The sequence below is a fragment of the Mycobacterium heidelbergense genome (assembly GCF_010730745.1).
Classification (GTDB): domain Bacteria; phylum Actinomycetota; class Actinomycetes; order Mycobacteriales; family Mycobacteriaceae; genus Mycobacterium; species Mycobacterium heidelbergense.
In genome coordinates, this window is the sequence record NZ_AP022615.1 from 64254 (window position 1) to 88642 (window position 24389).

A 24389-nucleotide genomic window follows, 5' to 3' on the forward strand; every position below is an offset into this window, starting at 1 on the left:
GCGGCCCCCGCGTTCCGAAAGCCGGTCACCGGCACCCTCTACGATGCAGGGTATGCAAAACCCCCGCCGTCTGTCGGCCGTCCTTGCATTCTTGAGCCTCGCCACCGCCCTGATCGCCGGCTGCTCGTTCAGCTCGTCGAAGAGCGGGGGCCCACTGCCCGACGGCACGACGCTGGTGAAGCAGTCCACGGACGCCACCAAGAACCTCAAGAGCGCGCACCTGGTGCTGACGGTGACCGGAAAAATCGCTGGGTTGCCCGTCAGGACTTTGACCGGCGACCTCACCACGACGCCCAGCACCGCGGCGCAGGGCAACGCCGAGATCACCCTGGCCGGGCAAGACATCAGCGCCGACTTCGTCGTCGTGGGCGGTGACCTCTATACCAACGCCCTCAACCCCGGCGACAAGACGATGACCGATGTCGGTCCGGCCTCCCAGGTCTATGACCCGTCGGCGATCCTGAACCCGGACACCGGCCTGGCCAACGTGCTGGCGAACTTCACCAACGCCAAGGCCGAGGGCCGCGACCAGGTCAGCGGCCAAACCACCGTCCGCATCAGCGGCAACGTCTCCGCGGACGCCGTGAACAAGATTGCGTCCCCCTTCAAGGCGACCCAGCCGGTGCCGGCCACGGTCTGGATCGTCGAGAGCGGTGACCACCAGCTGGCCCAGGTCAACCTGCAACAAAGCCAGGGCAACAGCGTCCAGATGACCTTGTCGAAGTGGGGCCAGCCGGTGCAGGTGACCAAGCCCGCGGCGAGCTCATGAGCGGGCTGGCGGGGCGCCGGGTCGCGATCGGCGCGGGCAGCCTGGCGGTCCTGCTGGGCGCCCTCGACGCGTACGTCGTGGTCACCATCATGCGCGACATCATGCACGACGTCGGCATCCCGATTAACCAGCTGCAGCGGATCACCCCGATCGTCACGATGTACCTGCTGGGCTACATCGCGGCCATGCCGTTGCTGGGCAAGGCGTCCGATCGGTTCGGCCGCAAGCGGCTGCTCCAGGTCAGCCTGGCCACCTTCATGCTCGGCTCCGTGATCACCGCGCTGTCGGTGCAGATCGGCAACTTCGACGTGGCCACCGTGAACATCGAGATTCTCGGGCACCCGCTCCGGGACCTGGTGGTCCTCGGGTACCCGATACAGAACTTTCACGTGTCGAGCCTTCACGTGCTGGTCGTGGGCCGCACCGTCCAGGGCGTCGCCAGCGGCGCGCTGCTGCCGGTCACCCTGGCCCTGGGCGCCGACCTGTGGGCGCAGCGCAACCGCGCGGCGGTGCTCGGCGGCATCGGCGCGGCGCAGGAGCTGGGCAGCGTGCTGGGCCCCCTGTACGGGATTTTCATCGTCTGGTTGCTGCGCGACTGGCGGGACGTGTTCTGGATCAATGTGCCGCTGACCCTGGTCGCCATGGCGTTGATCCAGATCAGCCTCCCGTCGCACGACCGCAGCGCCGCGCCCGAGAGAATCGACCTGATCGGCGGTGTGCTGCTCGCCATCACCCTCGGCCTGGCGGTCATCGGGCTGTACAACCCCAACCCGGACGGCAAGGAGGCGCTGCCCAGCTACGGGTTGCCCCTGGTGATCGCGGCGGCCGTCGCCGCGGTGGCCTTCCTGCTCTGGGAACGCTTCGCGCGGACCCGGCTCATCGACCCGGCGGGCGTGCAGTTCCGGCCGTTCCTGGCCGCGCTGGCCGCGTCGTTCGCCGCCGGCGCGGCGTTGATGGTGACGCTGGTCGACGTGGAGCTGTTCGGCCAGGGCGTGCTGGGGAAGAACGAGAACGAGGCGGCCGGGATGCTGCTCTTCTTCCTGGTCGCGCTGCCGGTCGGTGCGGTGGTGGGGGGCCTGATCGCCACCCGGGCCGGTGACCGCGCGGTCACCGTCGCAGGGCTGCTCATCGCCGCCGGCGGCTACCTGCTGATCTCGCACTGGCCGGTCGACCTGCCGCACTACGGCTACGACGTCGTCGGATTGGTCACCCTGCCCGCGATGCAGACCGACCTGCTGATCGCGGGTCTGGGGCTTGGGCTGGTGATCGGGCCGCTGACGTCGGCGGCGCTGCGCGTCGTCCCGGCGGACGAGCACGGCATCGCCTCGGCGGCGGTGGTGGTGGCCCGGATGACCGGCATGCTGATCGGCGTGGCCGCGCTGAGCGCCTGGGGGTTGTACCGCTTCTACCAGATCCTCAACAGCAAATACGCCGCGCTGCCGAGCGACCTGACCGGGACGGATCGGGCGATCGCCCAGGCGCATCAGGTCCTGCCGTCGTTCGCGGCGATGTACGGCGAGATATTCACCATCACCGCGATCGTCTGCGTGGTGGGAGCGCTGCTGGGCCTGCTCATCAGCGGTCGCCACGAACACGCCGACGAGCCGAAAGTCCCCGAGGAAAAGGCCTTCGCGCCCGCCCCCTGAGCGCTAGCCGCCGTGCGGCACCAGGCTGAGCACCAGGTCGGGGCCGGCCCGGTCGATGCCGTCGAACTGCCAGCGCAACGCCCGGGCGATGGTGGGCACCCCCACGTCGCCGACCGCCGCGCCGGGGCCACCCACCAGGATCGGCGCCACGTAGGCCAGGATGCGGTTGATCGCCCCCGCCCGCAGGAAGGCGCCGGCCAGGGTGGGGCCGCCCTCCACGAGCACGTCGGTGCGGTCCGACAGCGCCTTGATCACCTCCATGGGGTCGTGGGTGCGGATCACCATGGTGCGCGAGTCGTCGTTGAGAACCTTCGCGTCCGGCGGTATTTCGCGCATGCCCACCACCACCCGGAGGGGTTGGCGGCGCGCCAGCGAGCCGTCGGCCAGCCGGGCGGTCAGCGCCGGGTCGTCGGCCAGCACGGTGCCGGTGCCGACGACGATCGCGTCGGCGATGGCGCGGCGCCGGTGCAGGTCCAGCCGCGCGGCCTCGCTGGAGATCCACTGGCTGGTGCCATCGGCGGCGGCGCTGCGGCCGTCGACGCTGGCGGCGTACTTCCACGTCACGTGGGGCAGCCCGGTCCGGACCTTGTGCAGCCATTCCCGCAGCGGCCCCGCCGCCACCAGGTCGGCGAGCACGCCGGACCGCACCTGCACGCCCGCGGCCTGCAGCCGGCCCGCGCCGCCGCCGGCGATCGCGTTCGGGTCGCCGACGGCGTACACCACCGTGCCCACCCTGGCCTCGATCAGGGCGTTCACGCACGGCGGCGTCTTGCCGTAGTGGTTGCACGGCTCGAGGGTGAGCACGGCGATGCCGCCGGCGGCCAGGCCGCCGGCGCGCCGCAGGGCCAGCACCTCGGCGTGGTCGCCGCCGGCGGGCTCGGTGGCGCCGACGCCGACCACCCGGCCCTGCGGGTCCACGATGACGGCCCCGACCGGCGGATTCGGATAGGTGGTGCCCTTGACCTGGTAGGAGTGTTCCATCGCCAGGCGCATGGCCGCGTCGATGCTGTCGACCGACTGGGGCTGGTTCATGCGCGTAGATGCGGTGACGCGGCCGCGGCCTGTTGCCGTAATGCTTCCACCGCGGCCTCCGGGTCCTCCGCGCCGTACACCGCCGACCCGGCGACGAAGCAGTCGACGCCGGCCTCGGCGGCCTGCTCGATGGTGTCCTCGTTGATGCCGCCGTCGATCTCGACCAAAATCGTCAACTCCCCCGCCTCGATCAGCTTGCGCGCGGTGCGGACCTTTCCGAGCACCTCCGGGATGAAGCTCTGGCCCCCGAACCCGGGCTCGACCGACATGATGAGCAAAGTGTCGAAGTGCGGCAGGATCTCCAGGTAGGGCTCCAGCGGGGTCCCCGGCTTCACGCTGATCCCCGCCCTGGCGCCCGCGGCGCGGATGTCGCGGGCCACCGCGATCGGATTGTCGGTGGCCTCGGCGTGGAAGGTGACGTTGTAGGCGCCCGCCTCGGCGTACGGGGGCGCCCAGCGGTCGGGGTCCTCGATCATCAGATGGCAATCCATCGGGATGGTGCAGGCCGCCAGCAGGCTCTCCACCACGGGCAGGCCGATGGTCAGGTTCGGGACGAAGTGGTTGTCCATCACGTCGATGTGCAGCCAGTCGGCGCCGGCCACCGCGGCCGCTTCGTCGGCGAGCCGGGCGAAGTCGGCGGCGAGGATCGACGGGGCGATCAACGGTCCCGTACGGCAAGGCATGAGCGACAGACTACGCAGCCCGGCCGCCAACCTCACTTCAGGCGGCGCAGCGCCGCCGCAAACATGGCGTCGGTGCCGTGCCGGTGCGGCCACAGCTGCGCGTGCGGGCCCTCCCCCAGGCCCACGGGCTCGAACAGCGGGCGGGCATCCAGCGCCGACACCGGGTGGCGGCGCAGCGCGTCGCCGACGACCCCGCTGGTTTCGGCGAGGTGCGGCGAGCAGGTCGCATACAGCACCACGCCGCCGGGCCGGGTCAGCGCGATCGCGGCGGCCAGCAACTCGCGTTGCAGCTTCGCCAGCGCCGGCACGTCGGCCGGCTGGCGCCGCCAGCGGGCCTCGGGCCGCCGGCGCAGCGCGCCCAGCCCGGTGCAGGGGGCGTCGACGAGCACCCGGTCGAAGCCCGGCTCGAGACCGGTCTGCCGCCCGTCGACCCGCAGCACGTCGACCGGCAGCCCGCGGGTGTTTTCCGCGACGAGGTCGGCGCGGCGTGGCGACGGCTCCACCGCCGTCACGCGGGCGCCCGACGGCACGCCCAGCGCGGCCAGCAGCGCGGTCTTGCCGCCCGGCCCGGCGCACAGGTCCAGCCAGCGCCCGGTGTCGCCGTCGACCGGTGCCAGCGTCAGCGCGCGGGCCACCAGCTGGCTGCCCTCGTCCTGGACCAGCGCGGCGCCGTCGCGCACGGGCGCCAGCCGCCCGGGGTCGCCGCCCGGCAGGTACACCGCATACGGCGAATAGCGGCCGACGGTGCCGCCCACCGCCTCGGCCAGCTCGGCGGCCGTCAGCACGCCCGGGCGCGCCGCCAGGTGCACCTGGGGCCGTTCGTCGTCGCTGGCCAGCACCGCGTCGAGTTCCGTCGCGGCCGCGCCCAGCGCGTCGGCGAAGGCCTGGGCGATCCAGCGCGGGTGCGCGTGCACGAACGCGGCGTGGCCGATCGGATCCCGCGACGGGTCGGGGGCCAGCTCGCCGACCCAGGATTGCTCGTCCCGCCCGGCGATGGTGCGCAGCACGCCGTTGACGAAACCCGCTCGGGCCGAGTCGAATTCGATGCCAGCCTGTTCGACGGTGGTGGACACCGCGGCGTGGGCGTCGACGCGGGTGCGCAGCAGCTGGTAGGCGCCGAGCCGGAGCAGGTCGAGCAGCACCGGGTCGATGGCCTCCGGCGCGCGCCCGGCCGCCGCGCCGATGATCGCGTCGAGCAGGCCCCGGGCGCGGCAGGCGCCGTAGGTCAGTTCGGTGGCGAAAGCGGCGTCGCGGCCTGCGATCCCGCGTTCGCGCAGCAGCGCGGGCAGGGCCAGGTTCGCGTACGCGTCGCGCTCGCTGACGGCCCGGAGCACCTGGAACGCGGCGGCGCGCGCCGGGTCCAGCGGCCGGCGCCGCCTGCGCGGTGGGGCGCTCATGTCGCCCGCGCGGCGGGGTCGAGCCGGGCGCCGCGCGCCCAGTCGGCGGCGTTCATGAATGTCTTTCCGGGCGGCTGGATTTGGCCCAGCCACACCGGATCCGAACCGGTGCCGATCCACACGCCTTGGCGGTCTATGCGAATGGCGCCGGGCGGCAAGGGTTTTGGCGCTTCCGGGTCGAGGCGCACCGGCCCGAGCTTGATCCGCAGGTCGCCGACGAGCGTCCAGGCGCCCGGGTTCGGCGTGACGGCGCGGATCCGGCGCTCCACCACCGGCGCCGGCAGGTCCCAGCGCACCCGGGCCTGCTCGACGGTGATCTTGGGCGCCATGCTGACCCCGTCGGGCGGCTGCGGTCGCGCCGTCAGCGTCCCGTCGGCGATGCCGTCCAGCGTGGTCGACAGCAGCGCCGCACCCGAAAGAGCAAGGCGCTCAAGCAGATCGCCGGCGGTGTCGGTCGGCCAGATGGCCTCGGTGACGACGCCGTAGACCGGGCCGGAGTCCAGGCTCGGCTCGATCCGAAAGGTGGTGGCCCCGGTGATGGCATCCCCCGCGGCGATCGCGGCCTGCACCGGCGCCGCGCCGCGCCAGGCGGGCAGCAGCGAGAAGTGCAGGTTGATCCAGCCCCGCGGGGGCACCGCGAGCAGGTCGTCGCGCAGCAGCGCGCCGTAGGCCACGACCGCGCAGCAGTCCGGCGCCAGCTCCGACAGCTCGGCGACGAACTCGGGCGAATTCGGCCGCGCCGGCCGCAGCAGCGGGACGCCCCGGTCGAGCGCCTCGCGGGCGACCGGCGACGGTTCCGGCCTGCCGCGCCGGCCCGACGCCGCGTCGGGGCGGGTCAGCACGGCGACCACCTGGTGCCGCGGCGAGTCGATGAGGCGCCGCAGCGCGGGCAGGGCGGGCTCGGGGGTGCCGGCGAAGACGAGGCGCACGGCCTCAGTCTAGGAAGCGGCCGATCCCGGCCCGACACGCCGGCATAGATTGCATGCGTATACTATCGTCGATAAATATTATTTCTAACGGTAATGGTTGGGGCGCGTGAGCCGCACCGCCGTGCCAGCGACGACGACGTCGAGTGGGCAGCCCGTTCATTGCATCTACGAGGAGGTCTGATGACTCTCGACACCACCGTCCGCGACGACCTCGCGGCCACGCACCGAACGATGTGGGCGCTGGGTGACTACGCCCTGATGGCCGAGGAGGTGATGGCCCCGCTGGGCCCGGTCCTGGTCGCCGCCACGGGCATCGCGCCGGGCGCCCGGGTGCTCGACGTCGCCGCCGGCTCGGGCAACATCTCGCTTCCCGCCGCCAGGGCGGGCGCCGCCGTCGTCTCCACCGACCTCACGCCCGAGCTCCTGCGGCGGTCCCAAGCCAGGGCCGCGGTGCAGGGGTTGACGCTCGACTACCGGGAAGCCAATGCGCACGCGCTGCCATTTGGCGACGGCGAATTCGACACGGTGGTGTCGGCGATCGGCGTGCAGTTCGCGCCGGACCACCGGCGCGCCGCCGACGAACTGGTCCGCGTCTGCCGGCCGGGCGGGATGATCGGTGTGATCAGCTGGACCCCGGAGGGGTTTTTCGGCCGGATGCTGACCACCATCAGGCCGTACCGGCCGAGCCTGTCGCCGGCGGTGCCCCCGGCGGCGTTGTGGGGGCGCGAAGGCTATGTCGCCGCGCTGCTGGGCGATCGCGTGGGCCGGGTCACGACGGTGCGGGCCGATTTGGAGGTCACCCGGTTCGACAGCGCCGAGGCGGTGCACGGCTACTTCAAGACCCACTACGGCCCGACGATCGAGGCCTACGCGAACATCGGCCACAACCGGGTGCTGGCCGACGAGCTCGATGCCCAGCTCGTCGAACTCGCGCGGCACTACCTGGCCGGCGGCGCGATGCGCTGGGAGTACCTGTTGCTCACCGCCGAAAAGCTGTGAAAACGGGCCGGGCTACAGGTCCATGTCGACGTCGAGGTGGACGTCGGGCTCGCCGCCGGCGGCGGTGAAGGCCGTCAGCGCCCGCACCAGCCCGTGGCGCTCCGGCGCCGGCATCTTCTCCACGATGGCGGCGAGCTCGGCGCGCCGGTGCGCGGTGACCCGGCGGACGACCTCGCGCCCGCGCTTGGTCAGCTCGGCGAGCAGCTCGCGCCGGGAGGTCGGGTGCGGCAGGCGGTCGATCAGCCCGGCGGCGACGAGCCGGTCGACCATCCGGCCGGTGGCCGACGGTTGCACGCCCAGCAGGCCGGCCAGCGTGGCGAGGTTGACCGGGCCCCGGTTGGACAAAATCACCAGGGTGCGGAACTGCGGGATGGTGATGGTGTCGTCGACCTGCCCGATCGAGCGGGCCGAGATGGCCACCAGCAGCCGGGAAGCCGTCAGCAACGCATCGGTGATCACATCGAGTGACTCGTCAGCCGTCGTCGCGTTGTCCGCCGCCATCGCGCCCCTCCTCCGAGCCTTTTCCGGGCCACCAGCAAAGAGTTGAAAGTGTAACAGCCTTCCAATATCGAAGTCAGAGACTGTTTCTCACGCATACTATCGCCGCCAGTCAGATTCGGTCCGGCGCGGCTATCCGATGTGCAGCGGGTCGATCTGCACCCTGACCGGCTCGTGGGCCTGCCGCGCGCTGAGCACGCCGACCCCGCGCCGCAGGCTCGCGGCCAGCGCCAGGCCCTGCTCGCGGCGAACACGGACCAGCATCCTGGTCACCGGCGCGCCGGCGGGGGTGCCCGCCGGTCGGCGCACGCCCGGCGGCAGGTCCACCGGGCCGAGCAGGTCGGCCCCCTCGGGCAGCCGGGCCTCGTCGAGCAGGGCGGCGACGGCGCCGGCCGTCCCGTCGAGGGCGGCCATGTGCACGCTGGGCGGCAGGCCGACCTCGGCGCGGGCCGTCAGTTCGGCCTCCGCGTGCCCCACCGGATCCCAGCGGATCAGCGATTGCACTGTGGGGATGGACGATTCGGCGACCACCAGCACCACGCCGCCGTCGCCGCGGGCACGCACCAGCGCGGCGGCGGTCATCCAGCGCCACAGGGCGTCCTCGGCCGCGCGCAGGTCCTGCCGGCCCAGCAGCGCCCAGGTGTCCAGCAGTAGCGCCGCCCCGTACCCGCCCGGGGCGTGGGGCTCGGCGCCCGGGGTGGCCACCACCAGGGCCGGGCGGGCCGCGACCTCCGCCACGATGGCGTCGCCCGCCGAGGTGACGACCGGCGTGCCGGCGAACGCGCGGCCCAGCTCCTCGGCCGTGCGCCGGGCCCCCACGACCACCGCGCGCACCGCGTCCGACCCGCACCGCGCGCACCGCCGGATCGGGTCGACGCGGCCGCACCAGCGGCAGACCAGGGCCGGCCCGCTCTCCTGCGGCGACCCGGCCAGCGACAAGGGGCCCGTGCAGTGCCGGCATCGGGCGATGGCGCGGCAGCGCCCGCACGCCAGCGAAGGGACATACCCGCGCCGCGGCACCTGCACCAGCACCGGCGCGCCGGCCTGCAGCGACGAGCGGGCGGCGCGCAGGGCGATGGACGGGATGCGCGCGGTGCGCGCCGCGGGGTCGCGTTCGTCGGCGTAGCCGCTGTCGTCCAGGGCGATCACCCGCGGGGTGCGGGCCCGCACCACCGGCCGGGCCGCGACGATGTCGTGCGCCCATCCGCTGCGCACCAGGGCGTGGGCCTCGGCGGTCCGGGCGTAGCCGCCGATCAGCGCCGCGCACCGGGCCTGGTGCGCGCGCAGCATCGCCACCTCCCGGGCGTGCGGGTACGGCGCCCGCGGCTCGGCCAGGGTGTCGTCGGCGTCGGCCCACACCATGACCAGGCCCAGGTCGCTCAGCGGCGCGAACACCGCGCTGCGGGTGCCGATCACCAGCCGCGCGCCGCCGCGCAGCGCGGCGAGCCACCGCCGGTAGCGGGCCGCCGGGCCCAGGCCCGCGGACAGCGCCGCCACGCATCCCTCGTCGATCCGGGTCGTCGCGGCCGCCCACAGCGCGTCCAGGTCGCGCTGGTCGGGCACGATCGCCAGGACCGCCCGCCCCGCCCGAATGGTTTGCGCCGCGGCCTCGGCGAAGCGGTCCGCCCAGGACTCGCCCGGCAGCGCCTGCCAGACGGCGCGGGCGGCGCGGGACTCGGCCAGCGCGGCCAGGAACTGCGCGCCGCGGCCGTACGGTTCCCAGCCCGCCGGGTCGACGGGCGCGGGGACGGACGGCGGGGTTGTCGGCGCCGGTTCCCGCTCCACCCTGGCGTGGCGGGCCGGGACCGCCAGCCGCAGCACGTCGGGCCGCGTCCCCGCGTAACGGGCCGCCACCGCGTCGACCAATCGGCGGATTTCCGGCGTCAGCACCGGTTCGGGCGACACCACGCGGTCGAGCCACCCGAGCTTGCCGGTGTGGTCGGTGTCGTTGCGGCGCTCCAGCACGAACCCGTCGACCAGGCGGCCGTGGAACCGCACCCGCACCCGCACCCCGGGCTGGGCATCGTCGGACTGCTCGGCCGACACCAGGTAGTCGAACTCGCGGTCCAGGTGCGGCACCGACAGCATGGGCAGCACCCGCGCGATCGGTTCCACCTCGACCGGGGTGCGCATCCTTCCCGCCCGGGGCAACGCCTAGCCTTCGTCGGCCTCGGGCTCGTAGTCGGCCTCGTAGTCGGGCTCGTAGCCGGCGTCCTCGCGACCGAAGAAGAACCCGGCCGTGATCAGGATCTGGGCCGCGGCGTACAGCCACCAGATCGGGACCGCCAGCGCGTCGTTGTACAGGACGAACCGGCCGATGGCGATCATCGCATCGGACACCCCGAAACACACCGCCCCCACCGCGGTCCAGATGGTCGGCAGTTCCGCCAGCAGGGCCACGCACACCATCGCGGTCAGCACGATCACGTAGGCCGTCACCGGAATCGTCAGCTTGTCACGGCCCAGGTGCGGCCAGAACCATGCCAGCAACGACACGGACACGAGGCACACCAGGACGATGGCGGCCAGCCGCACCCGCGACGACCGGGCCAGGGGAAGCAGCGCGGCCACGAAGCACAAGTGCGCCAACAGGAATGCCGCCAACCCGAAGCCGAACGACAGCGTCCACCACGGGATCGCCAACAGCCAGTCGCCGACGGCCGACAACGCCAGCGCCGGCATCAGCCAGCGCCGCTCCCGGACGATGGGGTGCGCCACCGCGGCGACGGTCAGCAATATCGCCATCGATGCCTTGAACGGGGGCTGCAGGACCCAGTGTCCGGTCAACTCCGCTCCCGGCGCGGAGCGCAACGCGAGCACGGTCAGGTAGACGCCGTAGCCGAGGCCCGCCCAGCCGGCCATCACCCAGGCGCCGGACACCAGGCGAGGTGCGTACGGTACTTCCATGCCCAGCTTGGACAGCACACCCGACGAGAAACCCGGTATCGACCCCATCCTGCAGAAGGTACTGGATGTGGTTCCATTCCGGCTAACAACCGACGATGGTGTCGACGCCGCGCGGCAGCGGCTCCGCGACCTGCCGCGCCGCCCGCTGCACCCCGAGCTGCGCGTCGAGGACCGGGCCATCCCCGGCCCCGAGGGCCCCCTCGGCATCCGGATCTATTGGCCGCCAACCGATCCCGCGGCCGGCGGAACCCCCGTCGTGCTGTACTTCCACGGCGGCGGGTTCGTCGTGGGCGACCTCGACACCCACGACGGCACGGCCCGCCAGCACGCGGTGGGCGCCCACGCGATCGTGGTCTCCGTCGACTACCGGTTGGCGCCCGAGCACCCCTACCCCGCCGCGGTCGAAGACGCCTGGGCGGCAACGCTCTGGGTCGCCGAGCACGGGCCCGCGATCGGCGCCGTGACCGACGGGGGGACCACGCGGATGGCCGTCGCCGGGGATTCGGCCGGCGGGACCATCGCCGCGGTGACCGCACAGCGCGCCCGCGACAACGCCGATCGGGGCGGCCCGGAGCTGGTGTTTCAGCTGCTGTGGTACCCGTCCACGCAGTGGGATCCGTCGCTGCCGTCGTTCACCGACAACGCCACCGCGCCGATCCTCGACGCCAGGGCCATCACCGCGTTCTCCCGTTGGTACGCGGGCGAAGTCGACCTGGCCGACCCGCCGCCGGGCATGGCGCCGGGACGGGCGAAGAACCTGGCCGACCTGCCGCCGGCCTACATCGGCGTCGCCGGGCACGACCCGCTGCGCGACGACGGCATCAGGTACGGCGAGCTGCTGGCGGCCGCCGGCGTCGCCGTCGAGGTGCACAACGCCGAGACGATGGTGCACGGCTACCTCGGCTATGCGGGCGTGGTCCCCGCCGCCACCGCCGGGATGGAGCGGGGCCTGGCGGCACTGCGGGCGGCGCTGCACCCGTAAGATTTTCTGCGGCAAGGGCTTTCACCGCGGTCGGTGCGGCGGCTCGGCGTGGTCGGGTACACTGGGTGGCTCAATGTGGGACATCACCGACCGCCGCCGCGAATTCGTCACGCCCGACTATCACACCCTGATCGTCGGCGCCGGATTCTCCGGCATCGGCGCCGCCATCAAGCTGGACGGGGCGGGGCTCTCCGATTACCTGCTGGTCGAGGCCGGCGACGGCGTCGGGGGGACGTGGCACTGGAACACCTATCCCGGTATCGCCGTGGACATTCCGTCGTTCTCCTATCAGTTCTCCTTCGAGCAGAGCCCGCACTGGTCGCGGACCTACGCGCCGGGCCGCGAGCTGAAGGCCTACGCCGAGCACTGCGTCGACAAATACGGCATCCGGTCGCGGATCCGGTTCAACACCAAGGTCGTATCCGCCGACTTCGACGACGAGCGATCGTTGTGGCGGGTGCAGACGGATCCCGGCGGCGTACTCACGGCGAGATTCCTGATCGGCGCCAGCGGCGTGCTCACCGTGCCGAACCTGCCCGACATCGACGGCGTGGACTCCTTCGCCGGCGTCACCATGCACACCGCGCGGTGGGATCACGGCCAGGACCTGACCGGCAAGCGCGTCGGGATCATCGGCACCGGCGCCTCGGCCGTGCAGGTCATCCCGGAAATTGCGCCAATCGTCAAGCGGCTGACCGTGTTTCAGCGCACCCCGATCTGGTGCTTCCCCAAGTTGGACGTCCCGCTGCCCGCGCCGGCCCGCTGGGCGATGCGCGTCCCCGGCGGCAAACTCGGCCAGCGGCTGCTCAGCCAGGCCTTCGTCGAGCTGACCTTCCCGATCTCGGCGCACTACTTCACGAAGTTCCCGCTCGCCCGGCGGATGGAGTCGGCCGGGCTCGCCTATCTGCGCCAACAGGTCCACGACCCGGCGGTGCGCGAGCGGCTCACCCCGCGCTACGCCGTCGGCTGCAAGCGGCCCGGCTTCCACAACGGCTACCTGGCCGCCTTCAACCGCGACAACGTCAGGCTGGTTACCGAGCCGATCGACACGATCACGCCCACGGCGGTGGCCACCAGGGACGGCGAGGCCCACGAGATCGACGCGCTGGTGCTGGCCACCGGCTTCAAGGTGATGGACACCGATCACGTCCCCACCTTTGCGGTCACCGGCAGTGGCGGCAGGTCCTTGAGCCGGTTCTGGGACGAGCACCGCCTGCAGGCCTACGAGGGCGTCAGCGTTCCCGGCTTCCCGAACATGTTCACCGTGTTCGGCCCGTACGGCTACGTCGGCTCCTCGTATTTCGCGCTCATCGAGACCCAGGCCCACCACATCGTCCGGTGCCTGACGCGGGCCCGGCGGACCTCCGCGACCCGCGTCGAGGTCACCGAGGAGGCCAACGGCCGGTACTTCGCCGAGATGATGCGCAAGCGGCACCGGCAGGTGTTCTGGCAGGACAGCTGCCGGCTGGCCAACAGCTACTACTTCGACAAGAACGGCGACGTGCCGCTGCGCCCCACCACCACGGTCGAGGCCTACTGGCGCAGCCGGCGGTTCGACCTCGACGACTACCGGTTCACCACGTAGCGCGAGCAGTCGCAGAATCGCACGCGCGGGGCCCGCGCAGTGCGATTCTGCGACTGCTCGCCAAGGAACTAGATCGCGCGCTTGAGCTCGTCGACCTTGTTGAGCTGCTCCCACGGCAGGTCGATGTCGGTGCGGCCGAAGTGCCCATAGGCGGCGGTCTGCGCGTAGATCGGGCGCAGCAGGTCCAGGTCGCGGATGATCGCGCCGGGCCGCAGGTCGAAGACCTCGGGGATGACCTTCTCGATCTTGACGGGGTCGACCGCCTCGGTGCCGAAGGTCTCGATGAACAGGCCGACGGGGGCGGCCTTGCCGATGGCGTAGGCGACCTGCACCTCGACCCGCTCCGCCAGGCCGGCCGCGACGATGTTCTTGGCCACCCAGCGCATCGCGTACGCCGCCGACCGGTCCACCTTGGACGGATCCTTGCCGGAGAAGGCCCCGCCGCCGTGCCGGGCCCATCCGCCGTACGTGTCGACGATGATCTTGCGGCCGGTCAGTCCCGCGTCGCCCATCGGCCCGCCGAGGACGAACTTGCCGGTCGGGTTGATCAGCAACCGCGTCGACGAGGTGTCCAGCGTGTCGTGGGCCAGGTCGTCGAGCACGGTGTTGAGCACCTTCTCCCGGATGTCGGGCGTGAGCGTGTGCTCCAGGTCGACGTCGGCCGCGTGCTGGGTGGAGATGACCACGGTGTCGAGTGCGACCGGAACGTTGTCCTCGTAGGCGATGGTGACCTGCGTCTTGCCGTCCGGCCGCAGGTACGGCAGCACCCCGTTCTTGCGGACCTCGGTCAACCGCCGCGACAGGCGATGGGCCAGCGCGATCGGCAGCGGCATCAGCTCCGGGGTGTCGTTGATCGCGTAGCCGAACATCAGGCCCTGGTCGCCGGCGCCCTGCGCGTCCAGCGGGTCCGCCGCGCCCTCGACGCGGGCCTCGTGGGCGGTGTCGACGCCCTGGGCGATGTCGGGCGACTGCGCGCCGATGCCGATGTTGACCCCGCACGACGCCCCGTCGAAGCCCTTCTCCGACGAGTCGTAGCCGATCTCCAGGATGCGCTCGCGCACGGTGTTGGTGATGTCGGCGAACGCCTCCTTCGCCGTCGTCGTCACCTCGCCCACCACGTGCACCTGGCCCGTGGTCACCAGCGTCTCGACCGCGACGCGCGAGCGGGGGTCCTGTGCCAGCAGCGCGTCGAGGACCGAGTCGCTGATCGCGTCGCAGATCTTGTCGGGATGCCCCTCCGTCACCGACTCACTGGTAAACAGCCGACCCTTTTCGCTCACAGTCCCAATCCTTCCCAATAATTAGTTAGCCGAAGTATATCCGCCGGCGTCATGCTCGTGCTCCAGGAGCCCCGCAGAACCGGGCCCGCGGATTCGCTATCCGCCCCCGCCGTCCAGGAACGTGACGATCGCATCCACGATACGACTGGCCATCAGCGTCTTGGAGCCGTGCTGCAGCGCCGACTCCGTGCCGTCGGACGCCAGCAGCCAGCCGTCGTTGCTGTCCACCTCGAACGCCTTGTTCTCGCCGACGGCGTTGACCACCAGGAGGTCACAGCCCTTGCGCCGCAGCTTCGCCCGGGCGTGAAACAACACGTCGCCGTTGGCGTCGCCGGTCTCGGCGGCGAAGCCCACGATGGCCCGCATGTTGGGCAGCTGGCCGTGCGCGCGGGCCCGCACCGCTCCGGCCAGCACGTCGTCGTTGCGGACCAGTTCGATCGTCGGCGGCGCGTCGGCCCCCTTCTTGATCTTGGCGGACGCGACCTGCGCGGGCCGGAAGTCGGCGACGGCCGCGGCCATCACCAGCACGTCGGCCTCGGGCGCGTGCTTGGACACCGCCTCGCCCAGTTGCTCGGCCGAGCTGACGTGCACCACGTTGACGCCCGCGGGGTCGACCAGCCCGGCGGTGTGCCCGGCGATCAGGGTGACCTCGGCGCCGCGCTGGGCGGCGACCCGCGCCACCGCGTAGCCCTGCTTGCCCGAGCTGCGGTTGCCGACGAAGCGCACCGGGTCGATGGGTTCGCGGGTGCCGCCGGCGGTCACCAGCAGCCTGCGGCCGGCGAGGTCGTAGGGCAGCGCGTCGTGGCGCTCCAGCAGCAGGTGGGCCAGCGTGGTGATCTCCTCGGCCTCGGGCAGCCGGCCCGCCCCGCTGTCGGTGCCGGTGAGCCGCCCGGACGCGGGTTCGAGCACCACCGCGCCGCGACGGCGCAGCGTGGCCACGTTGTCGACGGTGGCCGGGTGCAACCACATCTCGGTGTGCATCGCCGGCGCGAACAGCACCGGACATCGGGCCGTCAGCAGCGTCGCGGTCAGCAGGTCGTCGGCGCGGCCGTGCACCGCCCTGGCCAGCAGGTCGGCGGTGGCCGGCGCCACCACGACGAGGTCGGCCCGCTTACCGAGCTGGACGTGTGGCACCTCCGGGACGTCGTCGAAGACGCCGGTGTGCACCGGCAGGCCGGAGAGCGCCTCGAACGTGGCGGCCCCCACGAAGCGCAAGGCGGATTCGGTGGGGATGACGCGGACCTGGTGGCCGGCCTCGGCGAGCTGACGGACGACGGTACAGGCCTTGTAGGCGGCGATGCCCCCGGAGACGCCGACGATGACCTGTTTGCCGTCCACAGCGCGCCCGGCCCCTGCCCTGTTACTCGCCCTCGGTGTGCTCGAGCAGGTCGGCGTGGATCTCGCGCAGCGCGATGGACAGCGGCTTTTCCTGCAGCCCGGGCTCGACCAGCGGGCCCACGTACTCGAGGATGCCCTCGCCGAGCTGGTTGTAGTAGTCGTTGATCTGCCGGGCCCGCTTGGCCGCGTAGATCACCAGGGCGTACTTGCTGGACACGCGGTCCAGCAGCTCGTCGATGGGTGGGTTGGTGATGCCCAGCGGGGTGTCGTAGGCGCCCTGCCCGCCTGCCGACGGGTCGAACTGGTCGACGGCGGTCAGCGACGCGTCGGACGGGGAAATGCTCACGTAGGTCAGTCTCCTGGCGGATCGAGGTCGTGTGAAAGTGGTCTGGCTGCCACCAGGCCGTTCATGCCGGGCCCGGTGCAGTTCCCACCAGCAAGGATACCAATTCGGCGCACGCGGATTCCAATCGACCGTTGACCACGATCTCGTCGAAGTCGTCTTGGGCCGCCATCTCGACGCGGGCGGTGTCGAGGCGGCGCCGTATCGCCTCGGGTGTCTCGGTGCCGCGGTCGACGATCCTTTTTTCCAGGTCCTCCCAGCTGGGCGGCGCCAGAAACACGGTGATGGCCTCGGGCATCGCCCTCTTGACCGCCCTGGCCCCGGCCAGGTCGACCTCGATGAGCACCGGGAGTCCGGACGCGGTGGCGGCGCGCACCGGCTCGGCCAGGGTGCCCGATCGGTGCAGGCCGCCGTGGATGTCGGCCCACTCCAACAGGGCGCCCTCGTCGATCAATCGCTGGAAGCGGGCGGGCGTGACGAAGTGGTAGTCGACGCCGTCGACCTCGCCCGGCCGCGGCGCGCGGGTGGTGGCCGAGACGCTGAACTGCAGGTCCGGAATCCGCTCGCGCAGACAGCGGACCACGCTCGACTTGCCGACCCCGGAGGGACCGGACAGCACGACCACACGCCCCTGACCCGTTGGGTGGGGGCGTGTCCCCCGTGCGACGTCCGGTCCCACGCCGGCGCTCACCGGCGCCACCGGGTCGGCGCCCCCACAGGCCATGCGGCCTGCATCGTCGCGATTTAGGCGGAGCCGAACTTTTCCAGCAGGGCCTTGCGCTGCCGGTCACCGAGGCCGCGCAGGCGGCGGGTGGGGGCGATTTCCAGCTCGGTCATGATCTCCTGCGCCTTGACCTTGCCCACCTTCGGCAACGCCTCAAGCAGCGCAGACACCTTCATCTTGCCCAGGACTTCATCGCTCTCGGCGTCCTTGAGCACCTGGGTGAGGTTGGTGCCGCCGCGCTTGAGCCGGTCCTTGAGCTCTGCTCGCGCTCGACGTGCGGCAGCCGCCTTCTCCAACGCGGCCGCGCGCTGCTCGTCGGTCAACTGGGGAAGGGCCACGATTCCTCCGTATCTGATCGATCATCAAAATCGATCGCTTTTTGTCCCTGCCGGGTACTTCTGCCAGCGGAGACGACCGTACTCAGGCTTCCTAACGAAATCTAACCCGACCCCCTGGTTAATGGGGCAAATGCGCAGTATGAGCTTGGCGGGCGGGGCCCGCCAGGCGGCCGTGACACCGGTTCGGGAGGGTGTCGCTTCGGGGTGGTCGCCGCCGGCGGCCGCATCAAAAATAGGCTATTTACCTGCGGTTTTGTCTCAGGCGGGCGCGGCGGACGGGTGCCGGCGGCCGCCCCGGTTCCGGGGGCGGACGGCCACAAGTCGCGGTGCGACGAGGTCACGCATTTCTCGTGGCGTGTCGCGCGTGTCGCGCCCGCGGCCGATCGGCCGGCCGGCGGCCGGGAAGGCGTTACGATCGAGCCGTGCCCAACCTGCGCATCCGTCAGGCGGCTGAGCTGCTGGGAGTCAGCGACGACACCGTCCGGCGATGGATCAACCAGGGCACGTTGTCGGTGAGTCACGACGCGGCCGGCCGCAAGGTCATCGCCAGCGAGGATCTGGCCGAGTTCTCCCGGACCAACGCGCCCGCCCCGCCGCCGGATCCGCTGAGCATCGGCAGCTCGGCGCGCAACCGGTTCGTCGGCCTGGTCACCAAGGTCATCAGCGACAAGGTGATGTCGCAGGTCGAAATGCAGTGCGGTCCGTTCACCGTGGTTTCGCTGATGAGCACGGCCGCCGCCGAGGAGTTGGACCTGCGGCCCGGCAGCGTTGCGGTGGCCGTCGTCAAGGCCACCACGGTCATCATCGAAACCGCCAGGCCCAGCACGGCGATAGCGTCGGACTGAAGTCCGGCCGTTGTGCGGCCGGTCCACGGCGTTCGGTGTGAGCTGACGGCTTTCGGTGTGAGCCCAGGGCGCGATGTGGGGCGCGATTTCTCCGCCGTGGGCTCACACGCAGCGCCGTGGGCTCACACTCAAACCCGGACACCGTCCCGCCGCGGCGTAGCGCCCCCCGCCTACCCGTCGGACAGGTACGCGACGGCGTCCAGCATCCGCTCCCCCGCCGCCCGCAGGTCCGACACGCCTGGTCCGGCCCGCAGCACCTCGCGCGCCACCGCGGGCAGCAGCTGGCCCGGCGCCGCGTTGCCCAGGCCGCGGAGCGCCTCGGGCCGTCCGCCCTGCACGCCGACACCGGGCACCAGCACCGGTCCGCCCAGCCCGCTGACGTCGGGCGCCTCGAACACCGTCGCCCCCACCACCACGCCGACGTATCCGGGCTCGGACGGGGTGGCGGACCGGTTGGCTTCGTTGACCAGGGCCGCCTGGTCGACGATCAGCTGGGACACGGTGCGGCCGTCGAATGTCGCGCGCTGCACGGTGGCGCCCTCCGGGTTGGAGGTCGCCGCCAGCACGAACACCCCGCGGTCGTGCGCGGCAGCGGCTTCCAGCAGCGGGCGCAGCGAGCCGAACCCCAGGAACGGCGAGGCGGTCACGGCGTCGGCGGCCAGCGGCGAATCGCCGGCCCAGGCGGTGGCGTAGGCCGCCATCGTCGTCCCGATGTCGCCCCGCTTGGCGTCGGCCAGCACCAGGACTCCCTTGGCTCGCAGCGCGGCGATGGTGCGTTCCAGCACCGTGAATCCGGCGGCGCCGTAGGCCTCGAAGAAGGCCACCTGCGGTTTGACGACGGCGAAACCGGCGAACGCGTCGACGCAGGTGTCGCAGAACGCGGCCAGCCCGTCGGCGGTCGTCGGCAGGTCCCAGGCCCGCAGCAGCTCGGGGTGCGGGTCGATGCCCAGGCACAGCGGCCCGCGGCTGCGCTTCGCCTCTACCAGCCGGGCGCCGAACCCGGTCACCGGGCGCCGTTCCCGATCGCGCTGTGCAGCTCCTGCAGCGACCGCACGCCGATGTCGCCGCGGATGCCCGCCTCGATGCCCTGCACGGCGGCCGACGCGCCCTGCACCGTCGTGACGCACGGGATGTTGACACTTACGGCGGCAGAACGGATTTCGTAGCCGTCGATGCGCGGGCCGGAGTTGCCGTAGGGCGTGTTGATCACCATGTCGACCTCGCCGGCCTTGATGGCGTCGACCGCCGACGCCGCAGGGCGGCCGGGCCGCTGCTCCTCGAAGTGCTTGCGCACCTCGTCGCAGGGAATCCCGTTGCGGCGCAACATCTCCGCGGTTCCCTCGGTGGCCAGGACGCGAAATCCCAAGTCGGCCAGCCGCTTGACGGGGAACACCAGCGACCGCTTGTCCCGGTTCGCGACCGAAACGAATATCGTGCCCCGCGCCGGCAGCGACCCGTAGGCGGCCGTCTGGCTCTTGGCGAAGGCGCTGCCGAAGTCACGGTCGATGCCCATCACCTCGCCGGTCGATTTCATCTCCGGGCCGAGCAGCGAGTCGATGCCCGAGCCGTCGGCGCGGCGGAACCGGTGGAACGGCAGCACGGCCTCCTTGACCGCGATCGGCGCGTGGGGCGGCGCGTGGGCGCCGTCCCCGTCGGACGCCAGCAGTCCCTCGCCCCTCAGCTCAGCGATGGTGGCGCCCAACATGATTCGCGCACACGCCTTGGCGAGCGGGATCGCGGTGGCCTTGGACACGAACGGGACCGTGCGGCTGGCGCGAGGGTTGGCCTCCAGGACGTAGAGGACGTCGTCCTTGAGGGCGTACTGCACGTTGAGCAGCCCGACGACGCCGATGCCCTGCGCGATCGCCTCGGTCGCTTTCCGGACCTTCTCGATGTCGCTGCGGCCCAACGTGACCGGCGGCAGCGCGCAGGCGGAGTCGCCGGAGTGGATGCCGGCCTCCTCGATGTGCTCCATGATCCCGCCGATGTAGACCTCGGCGCCGTCGCACAGCGCGTCGACGTCGATCTCGACCGCGTCCTCGAGGAAGCGGTCGACGAGCACCGGGTGCTCCGGGGACAGCTCGGTGGCGCGGGTGATGTAGCCCTTCAGCGTCTCCTCGTCGTAGACGATCTCCATGCCGCGGCCGCCCAGCACGTACGACGGCCGCACCAGCACCGGGTAGCCGATCTCCTCGGCGATCCGGCGGGCCTGCGCGAAAGTCGTTGCGGTGCCGTACTTCGGCGCGGGCAGGCCGGCGGCGCCCAGCACGTCGCCGAAGGCGCCGCGGTCCTCGGCCAGGTCGATGGCCTCCGGCGGGGTGCCCACGATCGGAACGCCGGCGTCGAAGAGCCGTTGTGCGAGCCCGAGCGGGGTCTGGCCGCCGAGCTGCACGATCACGCCCACCACACCGGGACCGCCCTCGCCCGACTGGGTTTCGGCGCGGAACACCTCGAGCACGTCCTCGAACGTCAGCGGCTCGAAGTAGAGCCGGTCGGCGGTGTCGTAGTCGGTGGACACCGTCTCCGGGTTGCAGTTGACCATCACGGTCTCGAAGCCGGCCTGGCTCAACGTGGTTGCCGCGTGCACGCAGCTGTAGTCGAACTCGATGCCCTGGCCGATCCGGTTCGGTCCGGAGCCGAGGATCAGCACCTTGGGCCTCTCGGCCTGCGGGGCGACCTCGGTCTCGGCGGCGGGGTCCAGTTCGTAGCTGCTGTAGTGGTACGGGGTCTTGGCCTCGAACTCCGCGGCGCAGGTGTCCACCGTCTTGTACACCGGGTGGATGCCGAGGCGCTCCCTGAGCGAGCGAACCCCGTCCTCGCCGGCCAACTCCGGTCGCAGCGCGGCGATCTGGCGATCCGAGAGCCCGCTGTGCTTGCCGCGCCGCAGCAGCTCGGCGTCCAGCACCGGGGCGGCGGCCAGATCGGCGCGCAGCTTCACCAGCTCGCCGATCTGCGCGACGAACCACGGGTCGACGCCGGAGGCCTGCGCGACGCTTTCGATCGAAGCGCCCAGCCGCAGCGCCAGTTCGATGTCGTAGAGCCGGCCCTCGGTGGGCGTCTGCAGCCGGGTCAGCACCTCGCCGAGGTCGCCGTCGGGATCGGGCTTGGTCCAGAACCCGGCGCGGGTGGTCTCCAGGGAGCGCATTACCTTGCCGAGTGCCTCGATAAAGTTGCGGCCCAACGACATTGCCTCTCCGACCGACTTCATCGTGGTGGTCAGGGTGGGGTCGGCGCCGGGGAACTTCTCGAACGCGAATCGCGGCGCCTTGACGACGACGTAGTCGAGGGTGGGCTCGAAGCAGGCCGGCGTTTCCTTGGTGATGTCGTTGACGATCTCGTCGAGGGTGTAGCCGATGGCCAGCTTGGCGGCGATCTTGGCGATCGGGAAGCCGGTGGCCTTGGACGCCAGCGCGCTGGAGCGGGACACCCGCGGGTTCATCTCGATCACGATGAGCCGGCCGTCTTTCGGGTTGACCGCGAACTGGATGTTGCAGCCGCCGGTGTCCACGCCGACCTCGCGCAGGATCGCGATGCCCAGGTCGCGCATCCGCTGGTACTCCCGATCGGTGAGCGTCATGGCGGGCGCGACGGTGACCGAGTCGCCGGTGTGCACGCCCATCGGGTCGACGTTCTCGATCGAGCACACCACCACCACGTTGTCGTGGCCGTCGCGCATCAGCTCGAGCTCGAATTCCTTCCAGCCGTAGATCGATTCCTCGATCAGCACGTTGGCGCTGGGGCTCGCGGCCAGCCCGGCGCCGGCCATCCGGTCGACCTCCTCGACGGAGCGCGCCATGCCCGAGCCCAGCCCGCCCATGGTGAAGCTGGGCCGCACCACCACCGGCAGGCCGAGCTCGTCGACCGTCTCGCGGACCTCTTCCATGGTGAAACAGACTCGGCTGCGGGCGGATTCGCCGCCGACCTTGGCGACGATGTCCTTGAACCGCTGGCGGTCCTCGCCGCGCTGGATGGCGTCGAAGTCGGCGCCGATGAGCTCGACGCCGTAGCGCTCCAGGGTTCCGCTCTCGTACAGGGCGACCGCGGTGTTGAGCGCGGTCTGCCCGCCCAGCGTGGCCAGCAGCGCGTCGATCTTGTTGCCGCGCTGGGCCTGTTGGGCGATCACCCGCTCGACGAAGGCCGGGGTGATGGGCTCGACGTAGGTGTGGTCGGCGTACTCGGGGTCGGTCATGATGGTGGCCGGGTTGGAGTTAATCAGGCTCACCTGCAGGCCCTCGGCCCTTAATACCCGGCAGGCCTGGGTGCCGGAGTAGTCGAACTCGCAGGCCTGCCCGATGACGATGGGCCCCGAGCCGATGACCAGCACGTGGTTGAGGTCGGTCCGACGCGGCACTAGCGCCCCCCTTCGGTCCGGGCGCGAGCGTGCGCAGTTGTACACCGTTTACGGCGTGTCCCCGTACAGACACGCACGCTCGCAAGCGGGAGGCACCCCCAGCTCGCGGTCATGGGCGGGCCGCCATCAGGTCGGCGAAGCTGTCGAAGAGGTATTCGGCGTCGTGTGGGCCGGCGGCGGCTTCGGGGTGATATTGCACCGAAAACGCCCGGCCGCTGGCGAGTTTGACGCCCTCGACCGTCCCGTCGTTGGCGCAGGTATGGCTGACGATCGCCGGGCCGAACGGCGTGTCAAACCGCTGGCCCGCCTCGCCTTCCAGCGCGAAGCCGTGGTTCTGCGCGGTCACCGCGACCCGGCCGGTGGCGTGGTCGATGACCGGGATGTTGATGCCGCGGTGGCCGAACACCATCTTGTAGGTGGACAACCCCAGCGCCCGGCCCAGGATCTGGTTGCCGAAACAGATGCCGAACAACGGGATTCCGGCGCCCAGCACCTCGCGGGTGAGCGCGACGACGTGGTCGGCGGTGGCGGGGTCGCCGGGGCCGTTGGACAGGAACACGCCGTCCGGCTTGATCTCCGCGATCTGTTCGAAGGTCGCCGACGCCGGCAGCACGTGGCTGCGGATGCCGCGGCGAGCGAAGTTGCGCGGGGTGTTGGTCTTGATCCCCAGGTCCAGCGCGGCCACCGTAAAGCGTTGCGGGCCCTCGGGTTCCACGACGTAGGCGCCGGGGGTGCTGACCTCGCCGGCGAGGTCGGCACCCAGCATGGAGTCCTGGCCCCGCACCTGTTCCACCAGCGCCTCTATGTTCACGGGCTCGGTCGCTGCGTCGCCGGAGAACACCCCCGCCTTCATCGAGCCGCGGCTGCGCAGGTGCCGCACCACCGCCCGGGTGTCGATGCCGGCGATCCCGACGACGCGCTGGCGGGTCAGCTCGTCGTCCAGCGTGGACGTGGCGCGCCAGTTGGAGGCGCACGGCGACGGGTCGCGCACCGCGTAGCCGGCGACCCAGATCTTGTCGCCGCGGCTCTCGGCGTCCTCGCCGTTCCAGCCGGTGTTGCCGATCTGCGGCGCGGTGGCCACCACGATCTGGCGGTGGTAGCTGGGGTCGGTCAGCGTCTCCTGATACCCGGACATGCCGGTGGAAAAGACGGCCTCGCCGAGGGTTTGGCCGATCGCGCCGAACGGCGTCCCGGTGAAGACGCGCCCGTCCTCGAGGACCAGCAGGGCTTTAGAATTCACGCGGCCTCCTGAAGCCACTCGGCGTACTCGTCGCGGTGGTTGGCCCGAAACCCGGTGTCGATCTCGACCCCGGACGGCAGCCGCCACCGGATCGCCAGGATCCCGATGCGGGCCACGACCTTACCGGCGATCCCGCGCTCCATGCGGATCGCCGTGGTCGACTCCCGCGGAATCCAAATCGGCTTGGCACGCACGCGTTCCAGCAGGATCCCGGCGGGGTAGCGGGTCAACACCGCCTTGCTGCGGTAGCCGAGATCGCCGGCCGTGATCCGCTCGTTCCAGGCCGGCGCCATCGTGCAGCCGCAATAGAGGCCGCGGGTGGTGGCGATCGCGGTGCCCACCTCGTCGGGCACCTCGGGCAGGCCGCCGATCAGCTCCTCCTGCCGCCGCGCGCGGCGCTGCCAGCCGCGCATCATCAGCTGGACGAGCACCGCGATCACCACCACCAGCACGGCCGCGAAGATCAGCGACCCCACCAGCGTGGCGGAGTTCATGCGCGCCGC

22 protein-coding genes are annotated in these 24389 nt (G+C 71.6%); 6 read left to right on the top strand and 16 right to left on the bottom strand.

What is annotated here, in order from left to right:
* Positions 1-52: 52 nt before the first annotated feature.
* Together G6N25_RS00290 and G6N25_RS00295 are read left to right on the top strand one after the other, a co-directional pair.
* The gene (locus G6N25_RS00290) at positions 53-769 is read left to right on the top strand and encodes an LppX_LprAFG lipoprotein (protein ID WP_083074324.1); all 717 of its coding nucleotides are present in this window, start codon (positions 53-55) and stop codon (positions 767-769) included.
* On the top strand, positions 766-2415 hold the full coding sequence (locus G6N25_RS00295) for an MFS transporter (RefSeq protein ID WP_083074323.1): 1650 nt from the start codon (positions 766-768) through the stop codon (positions 2413-2415). The genes G6N25_RS00290 and G6N25_RS00295 overlap by 4 nt, the downstream gene beginning before the upstream one ends.
* A gap of 3 nt (positions 2416-2418) precedes the next feature.
* Here the strand turns inward: G6N25_RS00295 and ribD are convergent, their stop codons facing one another.
* From ribD to fmt, 4 genes are read right to left on the bottom strand one after another with little or no spacing between them, the layout of a single operon-like run.
* Positions 2419-3447: a bifunctional diaminohydroxyphosphoribosylaminopyrimidine deaminase/5-amino-6-(5-phosphoribosylamino)uracil reductase RibD gene (gene ribD / locus G6N25_RS00300; RefSeq protein WP_083074322.1), complete on the bottom strand. Its 1029-nt coding sequence runs from the start codon at positions 3445-3447 to the stop codon at positions 2419-2421.
* A complete protein-coding gene (rpe, locus tag G6N25_RS00305; protein WP_142272653.1) occupies positions 3444-4139 on the bottom strand; it encodes a ribulose-phosphate 3-epimerase in 696 nt (231 codons plus the stop codon). Before rpe ends, ribD begins: the two co-directional genes overlap by 4 nt.
* Before the next feature lie 23 nt (positions 4140-4162).
* A complete protein-coding gene (locus G6N25_RS00310; RefSeq protein ID WP_083074320.1) occupies positions 4163-5527 on the bottom strand; it encodes an RsmB/NOP family class I SAM-dependent RNA methyltransferase in 1365 nt (454 codons plus the stop codon).
* Positions 5524-6456, bottom strand: coding sequence for a methionyl-tRNA formyltransferase (gene fmt / locus G6N25_RS00315; protein WP_083074319.1), 933 nt, complete (start codon positions 6454-6456; stop codon positions 5524-5526). The genes G6N25_RS00310 and fmt overlap by 4 nt, the downstream gene beginning before the upstream one ends.
* A gap of 180 nt (positions 6457-6636) precedes the next feature.
* On the opposite strand from fmt, the gene G6N25_RS00320 reads away from it, so the two are divergent.
* Entirely contained in the window at positions 6637-7455 is an 819-nt protein-coding gene (locus G6N25_RS00320; protein WP_083074318.1) for a class I SAM-dependent methyltransferase, read from the top strand.
* A gap of 12 nt (positions 7456-7467) precedes the next feature.
* Here G6N25_RS00320 and G6N25_RS00325 read toward each other — a convergent pair whose 3' ends face one another.
* The 3 genes from G6N25_RS00325 to G6N25_RS00335 form a co-directional block, all read right to left on the bottom strand.
* Positions 7468-7956 (bottom strand): MarR family transcriptional regulator, encoded by a 489-nt coding sequence (locus tag G6N25_RS00325; RefSeq protein WP_083074317.1) that lies wholly within the window; start codon positions 7954-7956, stop codon positions 7468-7470.
* Between the two features lie 129 nt (positions 7957-8085).
* Positions 8086-10086: a primosomal protein N' gene (locus tag G6N25_RS00330; RefSeq protein WP_179961636.1), complete on the bottom strand. Its 2001-nt coding sequence runs from the start codon at positions 10084-10086 to the stop codon at positions 8086-8088.
* 21 nt (positions 10087-10107) lie between these two features.
* Positions 10108-10860, bottom strand: coding sequence for a lysoplasmalogenase (locus G6N25_RS00335; protein WP_083074316.1), 753 nt, complete (start codon positions 10858-10860; stop codon positions 10108-10110).
* Here G6N25_RS00335 and G6N25_RS00340 point away from each other — a divergent pair.
* Together G6N25_RS00340 and G6N25_RS00345 are read left to right on the top strand one after the other, a co-directional pair.
* Complete coding sequence (locus G6N25_RS00340; protein WP_083074315.1) at positions 10859-11842, top strand: alpha/beta hydrolase; 984 nt, start codon at positions 10859-10861, stop codon at positions 11840-11842. The genes G6N25_RS00335 and G6N25_RS00340 overlap by 2 nt on opposite strands.
* A 73-nt stretch (positions 11843-11915) precedes the next feature.
* A complete protein-coding gene (locus G6N25_RS00345; protein ID WP_083074314.1) occupies positions 11916-13427 on the top strand; it encodes a flavin-containing monooxygenase in 1512 nt (503 codons plus the stop codon).
* 68 nt (positions 13428-13495) lie between these two features.
* On the opposite strand, the gene metK is transcribed toward G6N25_RS00345, so the two are convergent.
* The 5 genes from metK to mihF form a co-directional block, all read right to left on the bottom strand.
* Positions 13496-14707, bottom strand: a complete 1212-nt coding sequence (gene metK, locus G6N25_RS00350) for a methionine adenosyltransferase (protein ID WP_083074312.1) — start codon at positions 14705-14707, stop codon at positions 13496-13498.
* A gap of 96 nt (positions 14708-14803) precedes the next feature.
* Positions 14804-16045, bottom strand: a complete 1242-nt coding sequence (gene coaBC, locus G6N25_RS00355; protein ID WP_083074309.1) for a bifunctional phosphopantothenoylcysteine decarboxylase/phosphopantothenate--cysteine ligase CoaBC — start codon at positions 16043-16045, stop codon at positions 14804-14806.
* A gap of 22 nt (positions 16046-16067) precedes the next feature.
* Positions 16068-16391 (bottom strand): DNA-directed RNA polymerase subunit omega, encoded by a 324-nt coding sequence (rpoZ, locus tag G6N25_RS00360; protein WP_083074307.1) that lies wholly within the window; start codon positions 16389-16391, stop codon positions 16068-16070.
* A 61-nt stretch (positions 16392-16452) separates the two neighbouring features.
* Positions 16453-17079: a guanylate kinase gene (gmk, locus tag G6N25_RS00365; protein ID WP_372506968.1), complete on the bottom strand. Its 627-nt coding sequence runs from the start codon at positions 17077-17079 to the stop codon at positions 16453-16455.
* 53 nt (positions 17080-17132) lie between these two features.
* Positions 17133-17450, bottom strand: a complete 318-nt coding sequence (gene mihF, locus G6N25_RS00370) for an integration host factor, actinobacterial type (RefSeq protein WP_003407240.1) — start codon at positions 17448-17450, stop codon at positions 17133-17135.
* Positions 17451-17872: 422 nt separating this feature from the next.
* Between mihF and G6N25_RS00375 the strand changes: the two genes are divergently transcribed.
* Positions 17873-18295, top strand: coding sequence for a TOBE domain-containing protein (locus G6N25_RS00375; RefSeq protein WP_083074302.1), 423 nt, complete (start codon positions 17873-17875; stop codon positions 18293-18295).
* Positions 18296-18465: 170 nt separating this feature from the next.
* On the opposite strand, the gene pyrF is transcribed toward G6N25_RS00375, so the two are convergent.
* The 4 genes from pyrF to G6N25_RS00395 all read right to left on the bottom strand — a co-directional run bounded on the left by pyrF (position 18466) and on the right by G6N25_RS00395 (position 24380).
* Positions 18466-19302 carry an orotidine-5'-phosphate decarboxylase gene (gene pyrF, locus G6N25_RS00380; RefSeq protein WP_083074300.1) on the bottom strand — a complete coding sequence of 279 codons (837 nt, stop codon included), beginning with the start codon at positions 19300-19302 and terminating at the stop codon, positions 18466-18468.
* Positions 19299-22646: a carbamoyl-phosphate synthase large subunit gene (gene carB / locus G6N25_RS00385; protein WP_083074298.1), complete on the bottom strand. Its 3348-nt coding sequence runs from the start codon at positions 22644-22646 to the stop codon at positions 19299-19301. The genes pyrF and carB overlap by 4 nt, the downstream gene beginning before the upstream one ends.
* Positions 22647-22755: 109 nt before the next feature.
* Entirely contained in the window at positions 22756-23886 is a 1131-nt protein-coding gene (carA, locus tag G6N25_RS00390; protein ID WP_083074296.1) for a glutamine-hydrolyzing carbamoyl-phosphate synthase small subunit, read from the bottom strand.
* The gene (locus tag G6N25_RS00395) at positions 23883-24380 is read right to left on the bottom strand and encodes a PH-like domain-containing protein (RefSeq protein WP_083074293.1); all 498 of its coding nucleotides are present in this window, start codon (positions 24378-24380) and stop codon (positions 23883-23885) included. Before G6N25_RS00395 ends, carA begins: the two co-directional genes overlap by 4 nt.
* Positions 24381-24389: the final 9 nt, after the last annotated feature.